Here is a 21,129-nt window from a genome sequence, read left to right as displayed (position 1 = left end):
GACACGCCCTCAGGTGGCCTACTACGCGGGACCCCGCTGCTCTGGGGGTATGACGCCCCGAATAGCCAGAGCCGCAGCCGCCACGGCCGCAACAGCCACGACAGCCGCAACAGCCGCCCTACTGATCCTGGCGGCCCCCGCGGCCCACGCCGCCACCACAGCCGAGCCCGATCACCCGGCCGCAGGGCCCCTCACCGCAGCCTCCGCAGGAGTAACCGCGGCAGCGGCAGGCACAGGCTGGTGGCTACTGAAGCGTCGCCGAGCGGAGGAAGCGAACGGAGACGGGGACGGGGCCGGGGCCGGAGACGGGGCCGGAGACGGGGCCGGAGACGGGGCCGGAGACGGGGCCGGAGACGGCGGACGGAGACGCGGCGGCGGACGCGGACGCTAAGCAGCAAGATCCCGCTCATCGGACCCGGCCCCAGCCCCAGCCCCGGACTCAGACTCGGCCTCGGACGCCGCCCGCCGAGGAAGCTCGGACACGGCCTCATCCCGCGCCCCGGCCCACACAAGACGACCGCCCCGACCCGTTCGCCCGACAGCCTTGGCGACAGGCGTCAGCACAGCCATGGCCAACGGCGAAAGCAGCAGCACGACAGCCGTCCCGAGCGCGAATCCCCCCACGACGTCCGTCGGATAGTGCACGCCCATAAAGACGCGGCAGAACCCTTCGAGCAAGGCGAGAGCTATGCCGACAAGGCCGAACTTCCGGTTGGCCACGAAAAGCCCGACACCGAGAGCCATCGCGAGCGTCGCGTGATCGCTCACGAAGGAGAAGTCGGTCTTTCCGTGCACAAGGAGCTCAAGGCCGTCATGGTCCTTGAAAGGCCGCCGCCGTTCGACAAATCCACGGATCGGCACATTCACCAGGACAGCGAGTCCGGCCGCCAACGGCGCCCAGACAACAGCGGCGACAGATGAAGCGGCATCATCAAGCGTCGCGCGCTTTCGCTGCCCCCACCAACACCAGATGACGAGCAGAACAAGCGCGAGCAACAGCCCGTACTCGCCGACGAATGCCACCGAGCCGGTCAGCCAGTCCGGCGAATCCCCAGCCAGGCCGTTGATGTCGTAGAGCAGGCTGACGTCGGGGTTCGACCCGGTTGTATCGAGTCCAGCCATGGTGCCGCGGCCCCTTGTCTTCTCGCCTCGGGCGCACCTTGCCGTACGCCCTGCCATCAACCCCCGTGGTCAGTTCTGCTTGCTGCGTGGTCAATGCCGCTCGCTACTGGGTGGTCGCGCTCTTCGATCACTTCAGTCAAGGGAACGCGTGGTCCCCTCCACTACGTTCCGCTCTCCACCGAATGATCACGCAGACGTTATCGAAGAGAGACTCATCGCCGCAGCTCAGAGAAGTGTACTGACGGAGAGTTCAAGCCACATAACGCCCCGCGCACACGCCCCGTATGAGCCATTTACGGCGGCTCTCATGCCGCGGAAGGCTTGCTGGGCACGGCATTCGCCCCGTCCTCGGTGACACGAGTCGCGCCAAAATAATCCGGTGTGTCGATCGGGTCGAACCGGATCACCGCACCGGCCCTCGGAGCGTTAATCATGTAACCCCCGCCCACATAGATCCCCACATGCCGGATGGCGCGGGAATTGGTGAGGTCGTCCGAGAAGAACACCAGGTCACCGGGGAGCAGTTCATCCCGTTTCGGATGCGGCCCCGCGTTGTACTGGTCGTTCGCGACGCGCGGCAGATCGATGTCGACGCTTCGATAGGCGGCGAGCGTAAGTCCGGAGCAGTCGAACCGGCCGCCCTGCTCGGGGGTTCCATTGCCGCCCCACAGATACGGCGTGCCGAGCTTCTTCTGCGCGTAGTAGATGGCTCCCGCCGACTGCTGGGAAGGCTGTACCCGGCTGGTGGGGCGGGCGAAGCTCTTCTCCAGGTTCGTGATGGTCTTCACGTAATTCTGGGTCTCGCGGTAAGGCGGTACGCCGCCGTACTTGATGACGGCGTAAGCGCCCGCGTTGTACGCGGCGAGCATGTTCTTCGTCGGGTTTCCGGGTGCGTCCTTGACGTATCCGGCGAGTTTGCAGTCGTACGAGGCGGCGGAGGGGATGGCGTCCTTCGGGTCCCAGACGTCGCGATCGCCGTCACCGTCGCCGTCCACCCCGTGCGTGGCCCAGGTCCCCGGGATGAATTGCGCTATCCCCTGGGCCGCGGCCGGGCTCTTGGCGTTCGGGTTGAAACCGCTCTCCTGGTACAACTGCGCGGCGAGCAGGGCCGGATTGATGGCTTTGCAGAGATTGCCCCACTTCTGCACGAGGGGCTGATAGCTCGCGGGCACGGCGCCTTTCGCAAGCCCGACGCTGCCCTGCGCGGCGCCGCCGGCGCTGCTTCCGGCGGCCACGTACGTCCCCACGACGAGCAGGGCGATGAAGCTCATCGACCCGCCGACGCCAACGGCCGCGACCAGCCATGCCTTACGCACCGTCAACCACCCCTCACCGCGCGGGAGTCCGCCGCGCTTCAGTGTAGAGGGGCCGCCTATGCCCGCGGGGGATCACCGACGACCTCCGCCCGGAGCAGTTTCCCGTCCCGCGCGCTCCGCGGTGCCTGAGTAATAAGGTCCTACTGTGAACGACATCCCCCCGAACCTCGACTGGATTCGCGCCGCTCCCGAGGGCGAGGACGGCCCCGGCCCCTGGATCGAAATCGCGTACGGTCCGGAGGACGCCGTGTACCTCCGGGAGACCAGTGATCCGGAGAACGTGGTGACCACGACCCAGAAGAAGTGGGACGCCTTCGTACTAGGGGTCCAGGCGGGCGAGTTCGACCACTTCGTAGAGGGCGTAGAGGGTGCAGAGGTCGTAGAGGGCGAAGAGGCGTCGAAGGCGTCGAGGGCATCGAGGCCGCAGAAGGGGTGAAGGCCGAGAACGCCCAAGCCCGGGCGGCCCGGGCCCCCGGCCAGGACTAGCCCTCGTTCTGGACGAACTCGTCCGTCAGCACGCACCCCTCGACCAGCGCCGGCGCCGTCGAGACGCCGTCCGGGGGCTGGAACCGCGGGTTGCAGTTCAGGATCAGGAGCCCTGAGGACGACAGGTCGCGCAGGGTGCGGTCGTCCGGGGCGATCACGGCGAAGTCCTTGCCGATGGCGAAGCCGCCGTGAATTCCGGCGAGTTCGCTCGTCTTGGTCCGCTCGGCGATGTCCGCCCGGTAGGCGGACTGGAACTTCTTCATGTCGCTGGTCTTGAAGACCCGTATCCAGCCGTGCCCGCCGTCGTCGCACGTCCCGCGGAACTGCACGCCCCAGGACGCGTCGAACTTCTCGTCCATGGCGTAGTAGCGCTCGTCGGAGGGGTCGATGCTGTACGTCTCGCAGGTGGTGAAGCGCTGGAGGTACTCGCCCGCGGCCATCACGGTGCCCGCCTTCGGCATGTTCTCCAGCATCCACTTCTGCCGGACTTCGGGCCCGCCACTGGCACCGCCGTTACGGGTGGACGCCTCGTCCGAGCCCTCGCCCGAGCCCTCGCCCGAGCCCTCGCCCGTGCCCTCGTTCGAGCCCATGCCGGGGATCACGCCGGAGCCTGACCCGGAATCAGAGCCGGAGTCGGCGCCGCTGTCGGACTCGTTGTCGGACCCGTTGTCGGACTCGTTGTCAGCGCCTCCGTCGGCCCCGGAGATGACACCCGCGGCAGACCCGGACGCGTCCGCAGCCTTGCCCCGGCCGCCCGCCTCATCCTCGCCCTCCCCGTCACAACCAGTGACCGTCAGAGTGAGAGCCGCCGCCGCGACAACCGCGGCCAGTCTGATGCGCGTACGCATGGTGATGTGGTCCGTTCCCCCGTCGTGTCATGACGCCGGGACCCTAGATCACGTGCATGTCCATGATCAACCCGCCCTCGGCGCATCCCACGTCGCCATCCCGGGCAGGGGGCATATCCGCAGGTCAGAGGCCGGAAACCATTCCAGCGTCCCGGATCCGCCACCGTCCCTTGCCCCCGCAGGGACCCGCCCCTTTAGCTGTGATCACCACAGCCCAGCAGCACTCATGAACGACTCACCAGTACTACTTCGGGGGACCCCATGAAGCACACCCGTAAGGCCGTCGCCGCAGTCATCGGCCTCGTCGCCGCGCTCTCGCTCACCGCCTGCAACGGCGACGACAACGCGTCGTCGGACACGGGCAGCAAGCCCACCGTGTCGGCGGACCAGAACGGAGGCGGCTCGGACACGGGCACCGGCGGCGAGGCTTCCGACAGCGGCGAGGGCACCGATGGCGGAGACGCCCGGGACACGGCCGCAGGCACCGGCGACAACAACAACGGCAACGACAACAGCAACAGCAACAGCAACAGCAAGGTCGGCATCTGCCGTACCGACGAGCTCGAAGTGAACGCCACGGACAACACCACGGACAAGACGGAAGGCGTCGTCACCGTCGTCTTCAAGAACGGCGGCGGCCGGGACTGCTCGATCAAGGGCTACGCGGGTGTCGACCTGACGGCATCCACGGGCGACACCCTCTCCGTGGCCCGCAACGGCGAACAGGCCGTACCCGGAGTCCTGAAGGACGGCGACTCCGCCGCCTTCAACATCACGTTCCCGTACAACAACTCGGGCGGCTCGGGCGTCCGCATCACCAAGCTGGTTGTCACGCCGCCGAACGAGCCGAAGCACGTCACGCTCGACTGGCCCGCGGGGACGCTCCCGGTGACGGACGGCGAGGGCGCGGTCAAGCTGGAGATCAGCCCGGTCGGCATCGTCAGCGACTCCCCGGCAGGCTGAGACCCGACGCCGAAGCCCGCGCCCAGGCACCTCCTAAGGCACTGGCTCAGGCGGCCCGCGGCCGAACGACCTTGATGCCGAACCCGTACGACCCGATCGCCTCAGCCACCCCCATGAACAGCAGCGCGAAGTGCTCCTGCCCGCGCGCGGTCCCGATGCCTCCCAGATCCAACTGGGAGGCATCGGCCCATCCCAGGTCGCCGAGCAGCCGGCGGCCAGTCTGCTTTGCCGGCTCATCATCACCGGAGAGGAAGATGGTCGCCTCCTCCTCCAGACTCCCCGGATCCTTCATGACCACGGAGTCGACGGTGGCGAGCGTCTTGACCACCGACACGTCGGGATAGGCGGCCTGAATCTCCTCGCTGAGGCTGTAGTTGGGATGGGAGAGATCCATACCGCCGCCCGCCCCGGCGGTGAACCCGACACCGACGTCAACCATCACTTTCCCGGCAAGGGCCGCCGCCCCGATCTCTCTCAGCACATCCATGGAGGCGGTCCCGGGCGTGGCATTGACCAACACGTCTCCGTGAGCGGCGGTGTCCGCGAGCGTGGCGACATCGAATCCCCGCAGCTCCTCCGCGCTCCCCCGCTCCTTCGGGGCCCGAGACCCCAGTACGACGTCATGCCCTGCCGCCTGCCATCCGGCAGCAAGCGCACGAGCAACATTTCCGGTTCCGAGCAGTCCGATTCGCATGGCCAGGACGCTAATCGGCGCGGTCGCAGAGAGGATCGGGCTCGAGCCCTACTCGGCGTCGACACGTCGACGTACTCCTGAAGCCTGAGACCACACCGGGCACCCCGGCTCCTTCTGCCCCTCTCCTTCAGAGAGAGTGTCCGAGTGAACCTTGCCGAATTCATCACGGCGTGGGCCCACCCGCCCACGCGTCGCGCCTGGATGCAGCACATGTTCTTGAACGTGGCCGGGCTCATCGGATGGATCGGCGGCTGGATCGCACTGCTCGCGATCTCCACCGAGACGCCCGACTGGGTCGTGTGGATCTTCCTGCCGTACTGGATCTACGGCCCGTATCGCGCGCTCGTCCAGGCGAGCTACATCCCGACAGCTCTGCGCATGCGGCGCATCCTGCGCACCTTCCCATGGCAGGTGCTGCGCGACGCTCCTCGCGGTCTGACGGACTACCCAGAGGTCGTGGGGCCCCAACACGGATGGTTCGAGCTGCCCAACCCTGCCGATCCGCAGCAGCAGCTCCCGGTGGTCTTCACCCGGCACTACCGCCTCAACTGGTGGTCCCGGCGGCTGGCTCCGCGCGCCGAGCCACAGCTGAAGGCGCAGATCGAGACCGTCTGGTTCGCCGGCGATCCGCGCATGGTCGGCCTCATCGCCGCGCCGACTCCGAGCGGACAGAAGCCCCGTCGTTTCCAGATCGTCGATCAGGGGCTCGGAAAGGGCGACGGCAATCGCATCGCTGAATGGGGCATCACGCCCGAGGACCTCGAACGTGGTCGACGCGTCGGTGTCACACCGAACGCCTAGTCCGACCTTGCGCAGACCCGCTCGTCCAGGTCTTCGCCCACCTCCCGCACCCGGACGGGGCTGAAGATCTTGTCCAGGTGGTAGTCGAGCGTTTCGCGTACGTCGTCCAGGGTGCGGCGCTCGTGCAGTACGTCTCCGCCCAGGCCGACCGCCGCTGCCACCAGGAGGTCGGCCTCGCGTCGGGCGTTCAGGCCCGGGGCCGTCTGGCCGCTCGACTGCGCCGTGGCGATGAAACCGGCGACGAGCTCCTCCAGGGGGTGCTCGTCGCTCAGGAAGACCGCCGCGATCGCGGGGTCGGTGAGGCTGCGGGCGTAGTACGCGGAGAACACCCGCAGGGCCATCGTCCGCTGGGCGTCCAGGGGCAGGAACTCGTCGAGCATCGCGCTGAGCACGCCACGCAGGTCCGCGGGGTCGTAGTGGACGCGGGTCCTTGCCAGGCGTTCGTTCTCGCGGTGGAGCAGGTGCAGGGCGGCGACGAGTAGCTCGTGCTTGTTGGCGAAGTGGTACTGGACCACCCTCAGCGACACCCCCGCCTCCGCCGCGATCTCCCGCATGCTCGCCGCGTCCAGGCCCCGATCCGCGGCGATGCGCCACACCGCCTCCGCGATCTGGCGGCGTCTGCGCGACCGGGCGTCGGACGTGGGCGCGAGGCGCTCCGGCGCGGGGACCGGCGGGCGTTTCCGCTGCCGGTAGGCCCTCGCCTGGCAGCTGCGGGAGCAGTAGAGGGCGGGGCGGCCCCGTTGCTTCACCGCAGCACTCATTCCGGCACGGCAGACCGTGCAGCGGGTTCGATTTTCGTCACGCACGCTCCTCACTATAGGGCGCAGAATGTGTGATGTAAGTCGGGAAAAATGCTTGGGGAGAGCTGATGTGCCGTACCTCCGTTGATACGTTCGTAACGTGAAATACGACATCCTGCAGATCCTCGGCGCCCTCGTCCTGTGTTTCTCCGCGCAAGGCCTCATCCGGCTGCTCATCGACCACGATGATGCCGGGCTGCTCGGGTGGCTTCCCGGCGGGTTCGCGCTTCTCTTGGTCGCTTACGTCGTGGTGGTCGCCGCCGGATTGCTCCTGACCGGGTGGTCGCATACGCAGGCGAAGGCGCTCGGGCGGCGGGACTGAGGCTGTGCGCGGGCTGCGTGCAGCTCCCTCGCTGCCCCCGTGCCGCCCTGTCCTGCGCTGCCCCGTGCCGCCCTGTTCTGTGCTGCCCCGTGCCGCCCTGCGCTGTGCAGACTGTTGACGGGTGTCCAACATTCCCCGATCGTTGGGGAATTGAGCGCAAATCAAGGCGCTGCGTTGTGACGGCTGGGGGGAGCCGAACATGCGACCTGGGGATGAGCACGTCACGCCGGGGGACGAGGTTGTCAGTGGGCGGCCCGAGCCCAGTGACGCGATTCCGGGTGGGCACGGCGGCGTAGGCAGCGGCTCGGGCTCTGTTCCGAGGGACAAGCCGAGGGACAAGCCGAGGGACGAGCCGAGGGACGAGCCGGCGTCCGGGCCGGCGTCCGGGCCGACGTCCGGGCCGACGTCCGGGCCGACGCCGGAAGACGCCTCACCCACCCTGCCCGGCTCGATGAATGGCCAGCCCTCCGTGCCGGACGAAGTACCGCGTCCGGCCCCGGAGCCGAGCCCGCCTCCCACCGAGCCAAGCCCCGCCACGAGCCGGCACCCCGCACCCACCGCAGCCCCCGCCGCTCCCCCTCCCGAAACCCCCCACGTAAGCCAGTTCGGCCCGCCACCCCCAACGGCACCCCCAACGCCACTCCCAACGGCACCCCCGACAACACCCCCAACCCCGCCTCCCCCCACAGCCCCACCCACCTACGCCCCCACCCCTCCCCCTAGCCCCCCGGCCCCCACCCCCGACCCCCTCCGAGCCCTCTCCGCCGCCCTCCTCAACCTCACCGGACTCGGGGTCGGCTACGTCCTCCTGAAGCAGTGGCTCCTCGCCGCTCTCTGCTGGGCCGCGACCGCCGGGCTGCTCTTCGTGGCGTTGCCCGCCGAGGTCGACGGCGTGCCCGGCGGTGTACTGGTCGGGTTCATCGCCTTCCTGCTCCTCGCGGCCGCCGACGGAGCCCGTCGCGCCCTGCGTACGCACCAGAGCCGGCCGCTGCGCGCACCCCTCGCCGTCGGGCTCGGGCTCGTGCTGCTCGCCGTCCCCGCCGGAGGCGTCATCGCGTACGACGCCGCCCGCGACGAAGCCGTAGAAGAGATGCTGCTCGAACGGCTCGACAAGGCCGACCGGATCGTCACCGCCGCCGACGGCCGCACCTTCGACGCCGCCGAGGACGACTACCGCGCCGCCCTCGCCATCTACCGCGACCTGGGCGAAGACCACCCCGGCTCGAAGGCCGCCGAACGCGTGCCGGACAGCCTCACCGCGTACTACAAATCCGTCGCCGCCCCTTACGACGAGCGCGAGTACTGCGACGCCCTCAAGCCCCTGGAGTACCTCCGCACCCTCCCCGGCACCCTCGGCAAGGGCCGCCTCGGCGCCCTCGCCACCTGGCCCGACGACCGCCTGGCCACCTCCCTCTACGAGTGCGGCAGCCAGAGCCTGGGCACGACGGCCGGCGGCGGCAGGCTCGGCGAGCTGCTGCGCACCTTCCCCGACTCCGACCAGGCCGGGAAGGTCGAGCCCGCCATCCGGGACGCCATCGACGCGCGCTCCTCGGACCTGAAGGGCGCCGACCCCTGCAAGGCCACCGAGGAACTCCGCAACATCGGCTCCACGGCCGGGGCACTGCCCGACGACACGGGCGACGGGCTCTCCGGTGACGCCGCGAGCGCGGTGGAGTCCGGCACGTACGCGTGCGGCGTGGACGAGTTCAAGGACGGGAAGTTCGGGGACGCGGCCAAGACGCTCAGCGGCTTCGCCGGGACCTACAAGAGCAACGGCAAGCGCGACCGCGCCAAGGACATCGCCATCGCCGCCGAGATCGCCGAGGCCCGCCCCGCGGCCGGCCGCAGCCTGCCCCCGGCCAAGTCGCCGGGCGGCGGGAAACTCGCGTACGTCCTCGAGAACGGCGGCCCCGGCCCGCTCGAAGTCCTCTACACCGGCCCGGTCACCGGCAGCCTCAAGCTCGCCTCGTGCGGCGGCTGCAAGACGTACACCGACAAGGCCGAGGGCAAGAAGGCCTGCCTGGCGGGCAAGGGGTATCCGAGCAAGACACTCCACCTGCCGCCGGGCGACTACCACTTCCTCTACAAGCGCGACGCGAGCAGCGTGGGAGGCGTCCGCAACAACACCGAGGGCAGCAAGATCCAGCCCGGCTACCGCTACACCGACTGCTCGTACGTCGTGACGGGCGGCGGCCTCGGCGATCTCGACGGCCTGGACGGCCTGGACGGCCTGGACGGCTAGGACGGTTTGGATCGCTTAAATGGCTTGGATGGCCTCGACGGGCGTACATGGCCCATGATGTGAGCAACCGTCACCGGATCAGGTCACAATGAGACCTGGTCAGAGGGCTCGCCGGGCCGTCATTGCCCGGCGTCACTCACCGTGATACACAGAGTGACCATACGTTTCAGCCAACGAATGACGCCAAGTCGACATGCACTGGCCCATTTGTCGGCGAGAATGAGCTGTCCTCTGCTCGCGGTAGACAGAGGTGACGGAACAACCCACTAGGGGCGGTGAGTTACACATGCTTTTGGCAGCCGAAAAAGGCGACATCACCACCATCATCGGCGGGATCGCCCCCGACTGGGGACCCTTCGGGAGCCTGGGCAACGAGGCGCGGGTGATGATCGAGGTCGTGATGGCGATCGCCATCCTCCTCTGTCTCGGGATCGCGATCTGGGGCGCGGCGAAGCAGCGCATCGGCGCGACGGCGCTGCGCGACACCTTCAGCGCGGAACAGGGCAAGGGTCTGATCATCGCCGGTCTGACCGGCGTCTTCATCATCGGATCACTCGGCACGGTGTTCACCATCGTGTACGGCATGGCGGTCTAGTCCCGACCGCTCGCCACGTCCCCGTCCCCCCACCTGTCCCCCCTCCTCCCCTCCCCCCATCCCTACATCCCCCTGTCCCCTTCTGACCCACCCATCCGTCGTGCCCACCGGCTGAGGTTGCAACTCCCTGATGTCGAGTCACCACACCGCGCCCGCGCGGGAACCAGCACGGCTACCGTCGTACGTGGCGGTACACCGAGAGGTTGAGGGGGCTTACGCGGCATGAGTCTCGACGACGAGCGGAACAGCGGCCTCTACGGCGGCTCCGGTGAGACCCGGACGCGGCTTCCCGGGGGCGAGGGCGGCGGCCAGGACCTCTACGGGGGAGCGCGCAGATCCGGCCGTTCTTCGTCACGGAGCCTCGTGACGGTGGTCGGCGTGGTGGTCCTCCTCATCGCGGCCATCGCCTTCGCGAACCGGGGCGGGGAGGATGCCGGGGGCGGGGGCGGGGAGGGTGAGAAGGCGGGGCCGGAGCCTACCGCCGCGACGGGCCAGAAGCCCGTCAACGGCAAGACCTCCGGTATCCCTTCCGGTTTCGCGAAGAGCGAGCAGGGCGTGCAGAGCGCCGCATCCAACTACGCGGTGGCGCTGGTCTCGGCCGACATCCTCAAGCCCACCCGCAGGACCGAGATCGTGCGTCAGATCTTCGTGCCCGACAAGGTGGACGCGCTCGAGCGGGACTTCGGCAAGACGTACTCCAAGGAGTTCCTGGACAAGGTCGGCCTTGATGCGAACGGCAACGCGAAACCCGGCCAGACCTACGTCTCCCGGACGCTGCCTGTCGGCACCAAGACCACGGCGTACGCGAACAGCTCGGCGACCGTGCAGGTGTGGTGCACCGGCGCCTTCGGCACAGCCGGGCAGGATACGACGAACCCCGTCAGCAACGACTGGTTCACCATGACGTTCAAGCTCCGGTGGTCCGGTGGCGACTGGAAGATCGAGCGGTACTCCTCGAAGGACGGCCCGGCTCCCGTGAACGGCGACAACAAGGTCTCCACGGCCGACGAGATCGCCAAGGCCGTCAAGGAGTACGGAGGGTTCACCTATGCCCGGTAGCCGACGTGCCCTGAAGCTCACGGCCGCGGCTGCGGCCGTGCAGCCTGCGGCGATCCTCCTGGCCTCGCGTGCGTACGCGGCGCCGGACGACGAGAACTGCGACCTCATCGTCGGCCCCGCCAAAAAGTACTGCGAAAAAGGCAACGAAAGCAGCGGCGACGGAGCCGGCAAATACCCCACCGACGCCCCCATAGACTCCACCGCCGACCCCCTCTCCTCCCTGGCAAAGGGCTGCGCCGAAGCCGCGTCCTGGACCGTCGACAAGCTGTCCGACGCCGTGAAGGAGACCGCCGAGGTCGACTTCACGAACCCCAGCTTCCTCAAGCAGTACGCGGTCGTCTTCGCCGCGTCCACCATCCTGACCCTGCTCCTCTGGCTCCTCGCGGTCGCCAAGCGCGCGGTGAGAGGCGTCCCCCTCACCACCGCGCTCTCCGAAGCCATCGGGTTCCTGTGGCTGACGGTCCTCGCCTCCGCGTTCACGCCGCTGATCCTCTACACGGTGGTCTCGGCGGCCGACGGCGTCTCCGACGTCATCGCGAAGGCCACCGGCGGGCAGACCGACACCTTCTTCGGGACGTTCTCCGAGGCCCTGAAGAAGGGCGAGGACATCGGCGGCGGGCCGATCATGCTGATCGTCGTCTCGCTCGTGTCGATCCTCGCCGCGGGCATCCTCTGGCTGGAACTCGTGATCAGGGCCGCGCTGCTCTACGTAGGCGCCCTGCTCGGCACCGTCGTGTACGCCGGCCTCGTCGACAAGAACCTGTGGACGCACGTCCGCCGCTGGGCGGGCATCATGATCGCCGTCATCCTCGTCAAGCCGATCATCGTCATCGTCCTGGGTCTCGCCGGAGCGCTCTCCGCCGACGACGGGCCCGACGCCTTCTCGGCGGTCGTCTCCGGGCTCTCGATCATTCTGCTCGCCATCTTCGCGAGCGCCATGATCTACCGCTTCGTCCCCGGCTTCGGCGACGAGATCGCCAACTCCCGGAACAACCGCATCTCCCAGGGCGCCGAGAACCGCGCCGCGGCCGTCATCACCTCCCCCGCGTCCCTCGTCTCCCAGGGCATCAAGACCCACAGCTCGCGCGGCGGAGGCGGCGGCGGCAACAACCAGCCGCGGCCCGCCAACCCGGTCAGCGGCGGCGTCGCCGCCCACAGCGGCCGCGCCGGCGGCGGCGGCTCAGGCGGCTCATCGAACGGCGGCGGATCTGTCCCATCCGCCGCGCCCGCACCCCGGGGCAGCGCGACCAGTACTCCGCACGCGCGCAACCGCGGTCCGGGCGGCTCAGGAAACGGTTCCACTGGAAGTACCAAACGCACGGGAGGTGAAGGGCGTTGACGACTCAGTCCCACGTGTCGCAACCGATCGCGCCCCGCCGCACATATCTGATCGGCCGCGCGAGGCCGAACGCGATCGTCGGCAAGAACCGGGAGACCGGCGAGATCGCGCTGATCATCGCGGGAGCCTTCCTCGGGATGATGTGCGGGCTCCTCGTCCCCGTCCTCTCCCTGCGCATCGTGCTGCTCATGGGCTTCCCCATGCTCGCGATCGCCGCGGTCTACGTCCCCTACAAGGGCCGCACGTTCTTCAAGTGGTTCGAGATCAACCGCAGCTTCAAGCGCTCCCTCAAGCGCGGCACCGCCTACCGCTCCGCCACCCCCGAGGCCGGTATCCGCCTCGACGGCAAGGAGGTCGAGGTCGGCCCGCCGCCGGGCATCGGACGCATCAGCTGGCTCGCCGCGCCCTTCGGGCCGGATGAGATCGCCGTACTGCTGCACGCCGACCGGCGTACCGTCACCGCCGCCATCGAGATCGAGGGTCCCGGCGTCGGCCTGCGCGACTCCGAGGACCAGGAGGCGCTGGTCGACCGCTTCGGGACGCTGCTCAAGCACGTCGCCAACGGCGACGGGTTCGTGACGCGGCTCCAGATGCTCGCGCGCACGCTCCCGGCCGACCCGGACGCCCACGCCAAGGACGTCACCGTCCGGGGCGACGACCGGGCGCTGCCCTGGCTCCAGCAGTCGTACGAGCAGCTCCAGTCGATGGTGTCCACCAGCAGTGAGCAGCACCGCGCCTATCTCGTGGCCTGCATGCACTACTCCCGCGAACTGGCCGCCGAGGCCCAGGCCATGGCCCGCGCCAGCCGTCCGCACGGCGGCCGGAAGCTCGACAAGGACGCCGGTCTCGCCGTCGTCATGGCGCGCGAGCTGACCGACATCTGCTCGCGGCTCCAGGAAGCCGACATCCGGGTGCGCCAGCCCCTCGGGCAGGGACGTCTCTCCTCGCTCGTGCACTCCATGTACGACCCGGACCACCCCATCGACCACATCCAGGCGATGACGAAGCGCAACGCCTGGCCCGCCGAGCTCGACGCCATGGAGCCCACCTACCTCCAGGCGAAGACCCGCGAGTCCTCCACCCGCGCGCCCTGGTGCCACGCCACGGCCTGGGTGAAGGAGTGGCCGATGACCCCGGTCGGCGTCAACTTCCTCGCCCCGCTGCTCGTCCACACCCCGGACGTGATCCGTACGGTCGCGGTGACCATGGACCTCGAACCCACCGAGGTCGCCATCGAGCGCATGCTGACGGAGAAGACGAACGACGAGGCGGAGGCGAGCCGCCAGGCGAAGCTGAACCGCACCGTCGACCCCCGCGACATCGCGTCGAACTCCCGCCTCGACCAGCGCGGCGAGGACCTCGCGAGCGGCGCGGCCGGCGTCAATCTCGTCGGCTACATCACCGTGTCGTCCCGCTCCCCCGAAGCCCTCGCGCGCGACAAGCGCACCATCCGGGCCTCGGCCGGGAAGTCGTATCTGAAGCTGGAGTGGTGCGACCGCGAGCACCACAGGGCCTTCGTCAACACGCTGCCGTTCGCGACCGGCATCCGACGCTAGAGCTGAGGGCTGCCAAAAATGCGGGATCCGCTGACCATCCTCACGGACGCCTTCACGTCCTTCCTCTTCGGGAAGGTGGAGACGACCAGACTCCCGGTGCGTACGTCGACGGGGCAGGCCCAGGCGGTCTACCTGCCGACGGCCGCCCCCGGCCTCGGTGACTCGGGCGTGATCATCGGGCGAGAGGTGTACTCCGGCAAGGGCTACATCTACGACCCCTTCCAGCTGTACGGGCAGCAGCTCCCCGCCCCGCACTGGCTGGTCCTCGGCGAGTCGGGCAACGGCAAGTCGGCGCTGGAGAAGACGTACGTCCTGCGGCAGTTGCGGTTCAAGGACCGGCAGGTCGTCGTCCTCGACGCACAGGGCGAGGACGGCGTGGGCGAATGGAACCTCATCGCCCAGGAGCTGGGGATAACTCCCATCCGCCTGGACCCGACGGCCGCGCTCGACATGGGCATCCGCCTCAACCCGCTGGACCCCTCGATCACCACGACGGGCCAGCTCGCCCTGCTCCGCACGATCATCGAGGTCGCGATGGGGCACGGGCTCGACGAGCGCTCGGGCTTCGCGCTCAAGGTCGCCCACGCGTACGTGAACGAGACGATCGTGGAGCGCCAGCCCGTCCTGACGGACATCGTGGAACAGCTCAGGCACCCGGAGCCGGAGTCCGCGGAAGCGATGAACGTCGCCATAGACGACGTACGGGCATGGGGTCTGGACGTCGCGCTCGTCCTGGACCGCCTGGTCGACGGTGACCTGCGGGGAATGTTCGACGGCCCGACGACGGTCGGCATCGACCTGGACGCGCCGCTCATCGTCTTCGACCTCTCGCACATCGACCGCAACTCGATCGCGATGCCGATCCTGATGGCGATCGTGGGCGTCTGGCTCGAACACACGTGGATCCGCCCGGACCGCAAGAAGCGCATCTTCCTGGTGGAAGAGGCTTGGCACATCATCAACTCGCCGTTCGTGGCCCAGCTCTTCCAGCGCCTGCTGAAGTTCGGGCGGCGGCTCGGTCTGTCCTTCGTGGCGGTGGTCCACCACCTGAGCGACGTGGTGGACGGGGCCGCGGCCAAGGAGGCGGCGGCGATCCTGAAGATGGCGTCGACGCGCACGATCTACGCCCAGAAGGCGGACGAGGCGAGAGCCACGGGCCGGGTACTCGGCCTGCCGCGCTGGGCGGTGGAGATCATCCCCACCCTCACGCCCGGCATCGCCGTATGGGACGTGAACGGCAACGTCCAGGTGGTCAAGCATCTGATCACCGAGACCGAACGCCCCCTGGTCTTCACCGACCGCGCCATGACCGAATCGTCGGTGGACGCGACGGACCAACTCCTCGGCGACGACGCGCTGCGGGCCGCGGATCTGGAGGCGGAGGAGCGTGCGGCGTACATGGAGCAGCAGATGAACGGTCCTTCGTCGTCGCGTTCCGGGGTGGCATGAGCGATGGGATACCGGGGGCCTGAGCCCGAGCACGGCTACCGGGGCGGACGGCGCGAGTCACGGGAGCGGGGCATTCCCGACGGCCTCCTGGTGGGCGGACTCGCCTTCGTGCTCGGCCTGACGGTCCTCGTCTGGTCGGCCACGGGCCTCGCGGGCCTGTTCTCGCACGGCTCCTGGCCCGAGCACGTCACCTTCGGCAATACGCCGGTGGCGATGCGGCACCTCGTCCAGGAGCCGCACGACATCGCGGGCGCCTGGCCGGCGACTCCGGCCGCGCAACTCACGGGCTACGGCTTGTTCTGGGGCCTCTTGATCGGCCAGCTGATGGTCCTGGTGGTGCTCACGATCTTCGTCATGGGGACGGTGACGCGCTGGCGGGCGGTACGGAGGGCGAGACGGGCGCCGGCTGAAGCTGTACCCGCTGTGGGCAGGCGTCCCGCAGGGCGGGACGGGTGGGCACAGCCCGCAGCGCCGGGTGCGGATGACATGAGCGCCGGCCCCGCCCCGGCCGAGGTGCCCGGCCAAGAGCCGCCGGGCATCGAGACACCGGGCACGGAACCACCGAGCCCGGAGCAGCCCAGCATCGAGCAGGCCACAGTCCCCACCCCCCGTACCCCCCTGGTACTGGGCCCCCAGGAAACCCGCAGACCCCTCGCAGCAGAGGCAATCCGAGACGCGGAGGGCGCAGCCCTCGTCCTCACCTCGGACCCCACCCTGTGGGAGGAGACGAAGGACGCCAGGGCGAAGCTCGGCCCGGTCCTGGTCTACGACCCCTCCCACCTCTGTGACACCCCCGCAAGAATGCACTGGTCCCCCACGGCGAACTGCGAGGACAAGGCAGTGGCCGCGCAACGGGCCACCGCCCTCCTTGCCGCCATAAGGCCCAGCGCCAAGCTGGACAGCACCGTCGCCGACACCGCGGAAACCCTCCTCCGCAGCTTCCTGCACGCCGCAGCGGTGGACGGCCGCCCCATCAAGCACGTACACCGCTGGGCCCAGGGAACGGGCGTCCAAGACGCGGTCCGCATCCTCCGCACCCACCAGAAGGCGGCCTCGGGAGCCGCGGGCGAGCTGGAGGCGGCACTCACGGCGTACCCGGAACGCCGGGACATCGCGCAGGAGTTGACGGCACGCGCCCTCTCCGCGCTCTTCACCCTCAACGTACGGGAATCCTGCACCCCGAACCGAACCGATGCCCTCACCCTGGATTCCTTCATCGATGAAGGGGGCACGCTTTTTGTGGTGGGTGAACCGATCGAGGACCCCAAGTCACCCCAGGGACCAGGCGCGATGCCCCTCCTCACGGCACTCGCCTCAAGCGTGGTCGAGCACGGCCGGCGCATGGCCGAACGGTCATCCTCCGGTCGGCTCGACCCACCAATGACCCTGGTCCTCGACGACGTGGCCGCCGTGGCCCCGCTCCCCCAGCTCCCGGAGCTCCTGGCCACCGGCGCGGACCGCGGCCTGCCCACCCTGGCCCTCCTCCGCTCCCGCGAACAGGCCCGCACCCGCTGGCCGCACGCGGAACTCCCCGGCTGAGCAGGCGGGGTCGGCCTCTCAGGGTCACTGTCGTACCCCGGTACTACCCCCGCCCGCCCACGTCCCGCCCCTGGTCCGACGCCCCGCGCCCCCGCGGACGCCAGCATCAGAAGCATGATTCGGGCATACGAACTCACCAAGCGCTACGGCGAGAAGACCGTCGTGGAGGACCTGTCCTTCACCGTCCGCCCCGGCACCGTCACCGGCTTCCTCGGCCCCAACGGCGCCGGCAAGTCCACCACCATGCGGATGCTCCTCGGCCTGGACGCGCCGACCCGCGGACGCTCCACCATCGGCGACCGGCCGTACGCGACCCACACCGCGCCCCTGCACGAGGTGGGCGCGCTCCTGGAGGCCCGGTCCGTCCACCCGGGCCGCACCGCCTTCCACCACCTGATGGCCCTGGCCCACACGCACGGCATCCCGCGCCGCCGCGTCGACGAGGTCCTGGACCTCGCGGGCATCCACGACGTCGCCCGCAAGCGCGTGAAGGGCTTCTCGCTCGGCATGGGCCAGCGCCTCGGCATCGCGGCCGCGCTCCTCGGCGACCCGGCCGCGGTCATCCTCGACGAACCGGTCAACGGCCTCGACCCCGAGGGCGTCCTGTGGATCCGCAACCTCCTCAAGTCCCTTGCCGCAGAGGGACGTACGGTCCTCGTCTCCTCGCACCTGATGAGCGAGATGGCGCTGACCGCCGAGCACCTGATCATCATCGGCCGCGGCAGGCTCCTCGCGGACACCACGGTCGAGAGGTTCGTACGCGAGTCGGGCACCGGCTCGGTCAAGGTCGTCACCCCCGAGGCGGGCCTCCTCGCCGAGCTGCTCGCCGAGCCGGGGGTACAGATCACGAGTGACGCGCCGGGCGTCCTCGACGTACGCGGCACCGACGGCGAACACATCGGCCGCACCGCGGCGCGCAACGGCATCCCCCTCTTCGAACTGACCCCGCAGACCGCCTCGCTGGAGCAGGCGTTCATGGACCTCACCCGGGACTCGGTCGAGTACGTCACCCCATCCATCGCACCGCAGCCGGAAGGAGCCGCAGCATGAGCACCGGCACTCTCACCCCCACCAGGCCGGCCCCGTCGGCGTACCGGCTGAGCACCAAGGGCGTCCTGCGCTCCGAATGGCACAAGCTGTGGACGCTCCGCTCCACCTGGATCACGCTGCTCACCGGGTGCGCCCTCGTCCTCGCCGTCGGCATCACGATGGGCGTCACCTACGACGGGGACGACGCCGACATCGACACGATCGTCTTCACCCTCTTCGGCACCCAGCTCTCCCAGATCTGCCTCGCCGTGCTCGGCATCCTCGTCACCGCGGGCGAGTACTCGACGGGCATGATCCGGGCATCGCTCGCGGCCGTCCCGAGCCGCCTGCCCGTCCTGTGGTCCAAGGCGGGCCTCTTCACGGCGGTCGCCTTCACTGTGTGCTTCGTGACGAACGTCGTCACGTTCCTCGCCGCCCAGATCTGGCTCTCCGGCACCGACAAGGAACTGTCCCTCACCGACTCCGGCGTGCTCGGCGCCCTCGCGTCCAGCGCCGCGGCCCTCACCTTGCTCAGCCTCATCGCGCTCGGCCTCGGCGCCCTGTTCCGCTCGGTGCCCGGAGCCATCGGCGCCTTCGTCGGCGCCGTCCTGATCCTGCCCGAGGTCGTGACCATGATGCCGTTCAGCGCCGTGGACACCGCCGTCAAGTACTTCCCCGCCCAGGCGGCGAGCGCCCTCGGATCGGTGGCCCGGGTGGAGAACACCATCGCGCCGGGCACGGCCCTGATCACGCTCGCCCTCTGGTCGGCGGCGGTCATCTCCGCGGCATCCGTGCTGCTCAAGCGTCGCGACGTATGACGCCCGAACATCCAACTCCTGTACGAGCAAACCCTGTACGAGCAAATCCTGTACGAGGATGAGGCCGTGACCGAGCCACGCACCGCGCCGCACGACGAGCCCCGCACCGCGCCGCATCCCCTCACCCGGCTCCTCCAGCGTTCGACACAGCGGGTGCGCGCCTTCGACAGGCGCCGCCCGCTCGTCTGGGACCTGCTGGTCACCGGCTTCTTCGTGGTGGCCGCCCTCGTCGACGCCGCAGGCGGCTGGCGCAACACCGCACCGAACACGGCCGTGCCGGGCTGGCTCATCTTCCTGCTCAGCACCGCGCTGTCGCTACCGCTGCTGTGGCGCCGCCGCCGCCCGATGGCGGCCCTCACCGTCATGGTCGCCGCGAGCCTGGTCAGCAGCTGGACCGGTGCCATGCTCCAGGCCTCGCTGATCCAGATGATCGTCCTGTTCAGCGTGGCGATGTGGCTGCCCCTGAAGACGCTGGGCGTTGCGGGCCTCATGATGACCGCACCGCTCGTCGTGGGCGCGTTCCGCTACCCGGAGAACAGCTGGGACCAGCAGATCGTCCCGTACGTGTGGGCGTACGCCCTCGTCGCCCTCCTCGGCATCGCGGTGCGCTCACGCCAGGATTACACCGAGGCCCTCGTGGAACGCGCCCGGCAGCTCGAAGTCGAACGCGACCAGCAGGCGCAGCTCGCCACCAATGCCGAACGCACCCGCATAGCCCGCGAGATGCACGACATCATCGGCCACAATCTCTCGGTCATCACGACCCTCGCGGACGGCGGTTCGTACGCCGCCGCCAAGTCCCCGGAACGTGCCGCCCAAGCGCTCACGGCCATCGGCACGACCAGCCGCCAGGCCCTGACGGAACTGCGCCGGCTCCTGGACGTCCTGCGCGAGGAGACCCCGGGGGAGGCCGCCGCACTCGCTCCCCAGCCCGCCCTGACCGACCTCGATCAGCTCATCGACGGAGTACGGGCCGCGGGGCTTCCGGTCCGCAGCACGGTGCGAGGCCGCCCGGACTCCCTCCCGGCGGGCCGCCAACTGACGGTCTACCGCGTCGTCCAGGAGGCCCTCACGAACACCCTCAAACACGGCGGTCCGGAGGCGACGGCGTACGTGGAGGTCGTGTACGGCGACGACGGGGTGCGGGCGACGGTGACGGACACGGGCACGGGCACGGGGGCCGACCCCACCGGATCTCTCGTCCCCTCACCCGGTGATGCGCCCGGCCGGGGTCTCACGGGAATGCGCGAGCGAACGGCGCTGTACGACGGGACACTTGAGGCGGGCCCGCTGCGGCAACCGGCAGGCGGCTGGCAGGTAAGACTCCATCTCCCCGAAGAACTCAAGGACTCCCCTCAGTGACGACCGTACTCATCGTCGACGACCAGCCGATGCAACGCTTCGGCTTTCGCATGCTCCTGGAAAGCCAGGACGACATGGAGGTGGTGGGCGAGGCGGGCAACGGCAGCGAGGCGGTCCGCATGGCGGCCGAACTCCACCCGGACGTCGCCCTGATGGACATCCGCATGCCGGGCCTGGACGGCATCGAGGCCACGCGCCGCATCGTGGCCGCCGGCGACCGCACCCGCGTCCTGATCCTCACGACATTCGACCTCGACGAGTACGCGTACGCGGGCCTGCGCGCGGGAGCCTCGGGTTTCCTCATCAAGGACGCACTGCCGGAGGAACTCCTCGCCGGTATCCGCGCGGTCGCCACGGGAGACGCGGTCGTGGCCCCGAGCCTGACCCGCCGTCTCCTCGACGCCTTCGCGGATCACCTCCCGACGCGGACCGGCGAGGAAAGCGACCTGTCACGGGACCCGCGTCTGGCCGCACTGACCGACCGGGAGCGCGAAATCCTGACGGTCATCGGGCAGGGCTGGACGAACGCGGAGATCGCAGGTCGGCTGCATCTCGCCGAATCAACGGTGAAGACTCACGTCGGACGCATTCTCTCGAAGACGGGCGCGAGAGACCGGGTGCAGGCGGTGATCCTGGCGTACGACACGAAATTGGTGAGCCCGGAGTAGGAAATGGGTCCGGAACGCAGAAAACCCCCGCACCCAGAGGGTGCGGGGGTTTCCCGTCAATAATAGTTCGGCGGCGTCCTACTCTCCCACAGGGTCCCCCCTGCAGTACCATCGGCGCTGT

Annotated in this window: 20 protein-coding genes; 15 read left to right on the top strand and 5 right to left on the bottom strand. The window is 69.3% G+C overall.

Annotation, left to right across the window (positions count from 1 at the left end):
- Positions 1 to 387 precede the first annotated feature (387 nt).
- Together IE226_RS25365 and IE226_RS25360 are read right to left on the bottom strand one after the other, a co-directional pair.
- Complete coding sequence (locus IE226_RS25365) at positions 388 to 1,122, bottom strand: phosphatase PAP2 family protein (protein WP_190083681.1); 735 nt, start codon at positions 1,120 to 1,122, stop codon at positions 388 to 390.
- 305 nt (positions 1,123 to 1,427) lie between these two features.
- Positions 1,428 to 2,438, bottom strand: a complete 1,011-nt coding sequence (locus IE226_RS25360; protein ID WP_190083680.1) for a C40 family peptidase — start codon at positions 2,436 to 2,438, stop codon at positions 1,428 to 1,430.
- A 145-nt stretch (positions 2,439 to 2,583) separates the two neighbouring features.
- On the opposite strand from IE226_RS25360, the gene IE226_RS25355 reads away from it, so the two are divergent.
- A complete protein-coding gene (locus IE226_RS25355) occupies positions 2,584 to 2,874 on the top strand; it encodes a DUF397 domain-containing protein (protein ID WP_190083679.1) in 291 nt (96 codons plus the stop codon).
- 46 nt (positions 2,875 to 2,920) lie between these two features.
- Here IE226_RS25355 and IE226_RS25350 read toward each other — a convergent pair whose 3' ends face one another.
- A complete protein-coding gene (locus tag IE226_RS25350) occupies positions 2,921 to 3,772 on the bottom strand; it encodes a hypothetical protein (protein ID WP_190083678.1) in 852 nt (283 codons plus the stop codon).
- 261 nt (positions 3,773 to 4,033) lie between these two features.
- Here IE226_RS25350 and IE226_RS25345 point away from each other — a divergent pair, with 261 nt between their 5' ends.
- The gene (locus IE226_RS25345; RefSeq protein ID WP_190083677.1) at positions 4,034 to 4,735 is read left to right on the top strand and encodes a DUF4232 domain-containing protein; all 702 of its coding nucleotides are present in this window, start codon (positions 4,034 to 4,036) and stop codon (positions 4,733 to 4,735) included.
- A 46-nt stretch (positions 4,736 to 4,781) separates the two neighbouring features.
- On the opposite strand, the gene IE226_RS25340 is transcribed toward IE226_RS25345, so the two are convergent.
- Complete coding sequence (locus IE226_RS25340) at positions 4,782 to 5,429, bottom strand: NADPH-dependent F420 reductase (RefSeq protein WP_190083676.1); 648 nt, start codon at positions 5,427 to 5,429, stop codon at positions 4,782 to 4,784.
- 144 nt (positions 5,430 to 5,573) lie between these two features.
- Here IE226_RS25340 and IE226_RS25335 point away from each other — a divergent pair, with 144 nt between their 5' ends.
- Positions 5,574 to 6,230, top strand: coding sequence for a hypothetical protein (locus IE226_RS25335; protein ID WP_190083675.1), 657 nt, complete (start codon positions 5,574 to 5,576; stop codon positions 6,228 to 6,230).
- Here the strand turns inward: IE226_RS25335 and IE226_RS25330 are convergent.
- On the bottom strand, positions 6,227 to 6,979 hold the full coding sequence (locus IE226_RS25330) for a TetR/AcrR family transcriptional regulator (RefSeq protein WP_229871532.1): 753 nt from the start codon (positions 6,977 to 6,979) through the stop codon (positions 6,227 to 6,229). The genes IE226_RS25335 and IE226_RS25330 overlap by 4 nt on opposite strands.
- A gap of 151 nt (positions 6,980 to 7,130) precedes the next feature.
- Here IE226_RS25330 and IE226_RS25325 point away from each other — a divergent pair, with 151 nt between their 5' ends.
- The 12 genes from IE226_RS25325 to IE226_RS25270 all read left to right on the top strand — a co-directional run bounded on the left by IE226_RS25325 (position 7,131) and on the right by IE226_RS25270 (position 21,008).
- The gene (locus tag IE226_RS25325) at positions 7,131 to 7,352 is read left to right on the top strand and encodes a hypothetical protein (RefSeq protein WP_190083673.1); all 222 of its coding nucleotides are present in this window, start codon (positions 7,131 to 7,133) and stop codon (positions 7,350 to 7,352) included.
- 865 nt (positions 7,353 to 8,217) lie between these two features.
- Positions 8,218 to 9,594, top strand: a complete 1,377-nt coding sequence (locus tag IE226_RS25320) for a hypothetical protein (RefSeq protein ID WP_190083672.1) — start codon at positions 8,218 to 8,220, stop codon at positions 9,592 to 9,594.
- Between the two features lie 286 nt (positions 9,595 to 9,880).
- Entirely contained in the window at positions 9,881 to 10,189 is a 309-nt protein-coding gene (locus tag IE226_RS25315) for a DUF8827 family protein (protein ID WP_190083671.1), read from the top strand.
- A 222-nt stretch (positions 10,190 to 10,411) separates the two neighbouring features.
- Positions 10,412 to 11,248, top strand: a complete 837-nt coding sequence (locus IE226_RS25310) for a DUF8175 domain-containg protein (RefSeq protein ID WP_190083670.1) — start codon at positions 10,412 to 10,414, stop codon at positions 11,246 to 11,248.
- Complete coding sequence (locus tag IE226_RS25305) at positions 11,238 to 12,587, top strand: hypothetical protein (protein WP_190083669.1); 1,350 nt, start codon at positions 11,238 to 11,240, stop codon at positions 12,585 to 12,587. The genes IE226_RS25310 and IE226_RS25305 overlap by 11 nt, the downstream gene beginning before the upstream one ends.
- Entirely contained in the window at positions 12,584 to 14,143 is a 1,560-nt protein-coding gene (locus tag IE226_RS25300; RefSeq protein WP_190083668.1) for an SCO6880 family protein, read from the top strand. The genes IE226_RS25305 and IE226_RS25300 overlap by 4 nt, the downstream gene beginning before the upstream one ends.
- Before the next feature lie 18 nt (positions 14,144 to 14,161).
- Positions 14,162 to 15,592: an ATP-binding protein gene (locus IE226_RS25295; protein ID WP_190083667.1), complete on the top strand. Its 1,431-nt coding sequence runs from the start codon at positions 14,162 to 14,164 to the stop codon at positions 15,590 to 15,592.
- A gap of 3 nt (positions 15,593 to 15,595) precedes the next feature.
- Positions 15,596 to 17,131, top strand: a complete 1,536-nt coding sequence (locus tag IE226_RS25290) for a type VI secretion protein (RefSeq protein WP_229871531.1) — start codon at positions 15,596 to 15,598, stop codon at positions 17,129 to 17,131.
- A gap of 114 nt (positions 17,132 to 17,245) precedes the next feature.
- Positions 17,246 to 18,181, top strand: coding sequence for an ATP-binding cassette domain-containing protein (locus tag IE226_RS25285; protein ID WP_190083666.1), 936 nt, complete (start codon positions 17,246 to 17,248; stop codon positions 18,179 to 18,181).
- Entirely contained in the window at positions 18,178 to 18,978 is an 801-nt protein-coding gene (locus IE226_RS25280; RefSeq protein ID WP_190083665.1) for an ABC transporter permease, read from the top strand. Before IE226_RS25285 ends, IE226_RS25280 begins: the two co-directional genes overlap by 4 nt.
- 66 nt (positions 18,979 to 19,044) lie before the next feature.
- Entirely contained in the window at positions 19,045 to 20,340 is a 1,296-nt protein-coding gene (locus IE226_RS25275; protein WP_190083664.1) for a sensor histidine kinase, read from the top strand.
- A complete protein-coding gene (locus IE226_RS25270) occupies positions 20,337 to 21,008 on the top strand; it encodes a response regulator (RefSeq protein ID WP_190083663.1) in 672 nt (223 codons plus the stop codon). Before IE226_RS25275 ends, IE226_RS25270 begins: the two co-directional genes overlap by 4 nt.
- Positions 21,009 to 21,129: the final 121 nt, after the last annotated feature.

The organism is Streptomyces longisporoflavus, assembly GCF_014649775.1.
GTDB lineage: Bacteria > Actinomycetota > Actinomycetes > Streptomycetales > Streptomycetaceae > Streptomyces > Streptomyces longisporoflavus.
The sequence above is the reverse complement of the archived record's forward strand: the minus strand, read 5'-3'. Positions and strand labels throughout refer to the sequence as shown.

Excerpts from the sequence above, each read along its gene's own strand:
- IE226_RS25365 (WP_190083681.1), bottom strand. The coding sequence starts at position 1,122 with ATGGCTGGACTCGATACAACCGGGTCGAACCCCGACGTCAGCCTGCTC.
- IE226_RS25350 (WP_190083678.1), bottom strand. The coding sequence starts at position 3,772 with ATGCGTACGCGCATCAGACTGGCCGCGGTTGTCGCGGCGGCGGCTCTC.
- IE226_RS25345 (WP_190083677.1), top strand. The coding sequence starts at position 4,034 with ATGAAGCACACCCGTAAGGCCGTCGCCGCAGTCATCGGCCTCGTCGCC.
- IE226_RS25340 (WP_190083676.1), bottom strand. The coding sequence starts at position 5,429 with ATGCGAATCGGACTGCTCGGAACCGGAAATGTTGCTCGTGCGCTTGCT.
- IE226_RS25315 (WP_190083671.1), top strand. The coding sequence starts at position 9,881 with ATGCTTTTGGCAGCCGAAAAAGGCGACATCACCACCATCATCGGCGGG.
- IE226_RS25310 (WP_190083670.1), top strand. The coding sequence starts at position 10,412 with ATGAGTCTCGACGACGAGCGGAACAGCGGCCTCTACGGCGGCTCCGGT.
- IE226_RS25305 (WP_190083669.1), top strand. The coding sequence starts at position 11,238 with ATGCCCGGTAGCCGACGTGCCCTGAAGCTCACGGCCGCGGCTGCGGCC.
- IE226_RS25295 (WP_190083667.1), top strand. The coding sequence starts at position 14,162 with ATGCGGGATCCGCTGACCATCCTCACGGACGCCTTCACGTCCTTCCTC.
- IE226_RS25290 (WP_229871531.1), top strand. The coding sequence starts at position 15,596 with ATGGGATACCGGGGGCCTGAGCCCGAGCACGGCTACCGGGGCGGACGG.
- IE226_RS25285 (WP_190083666.1), top strand. The coding sequence starts at position 17,246 with ATGATTCGGGCATACGAACTCACCAAGCGCTACGGCGAGAAGACCGTC.
- IE226_RS25280 (WP_190083665.1), top strand. The coding sequence starts at position 18,178 with ATGAGCACCGGCACTCTCACCCCCACCAGGCCGGCCCCGTCGGCGTAC.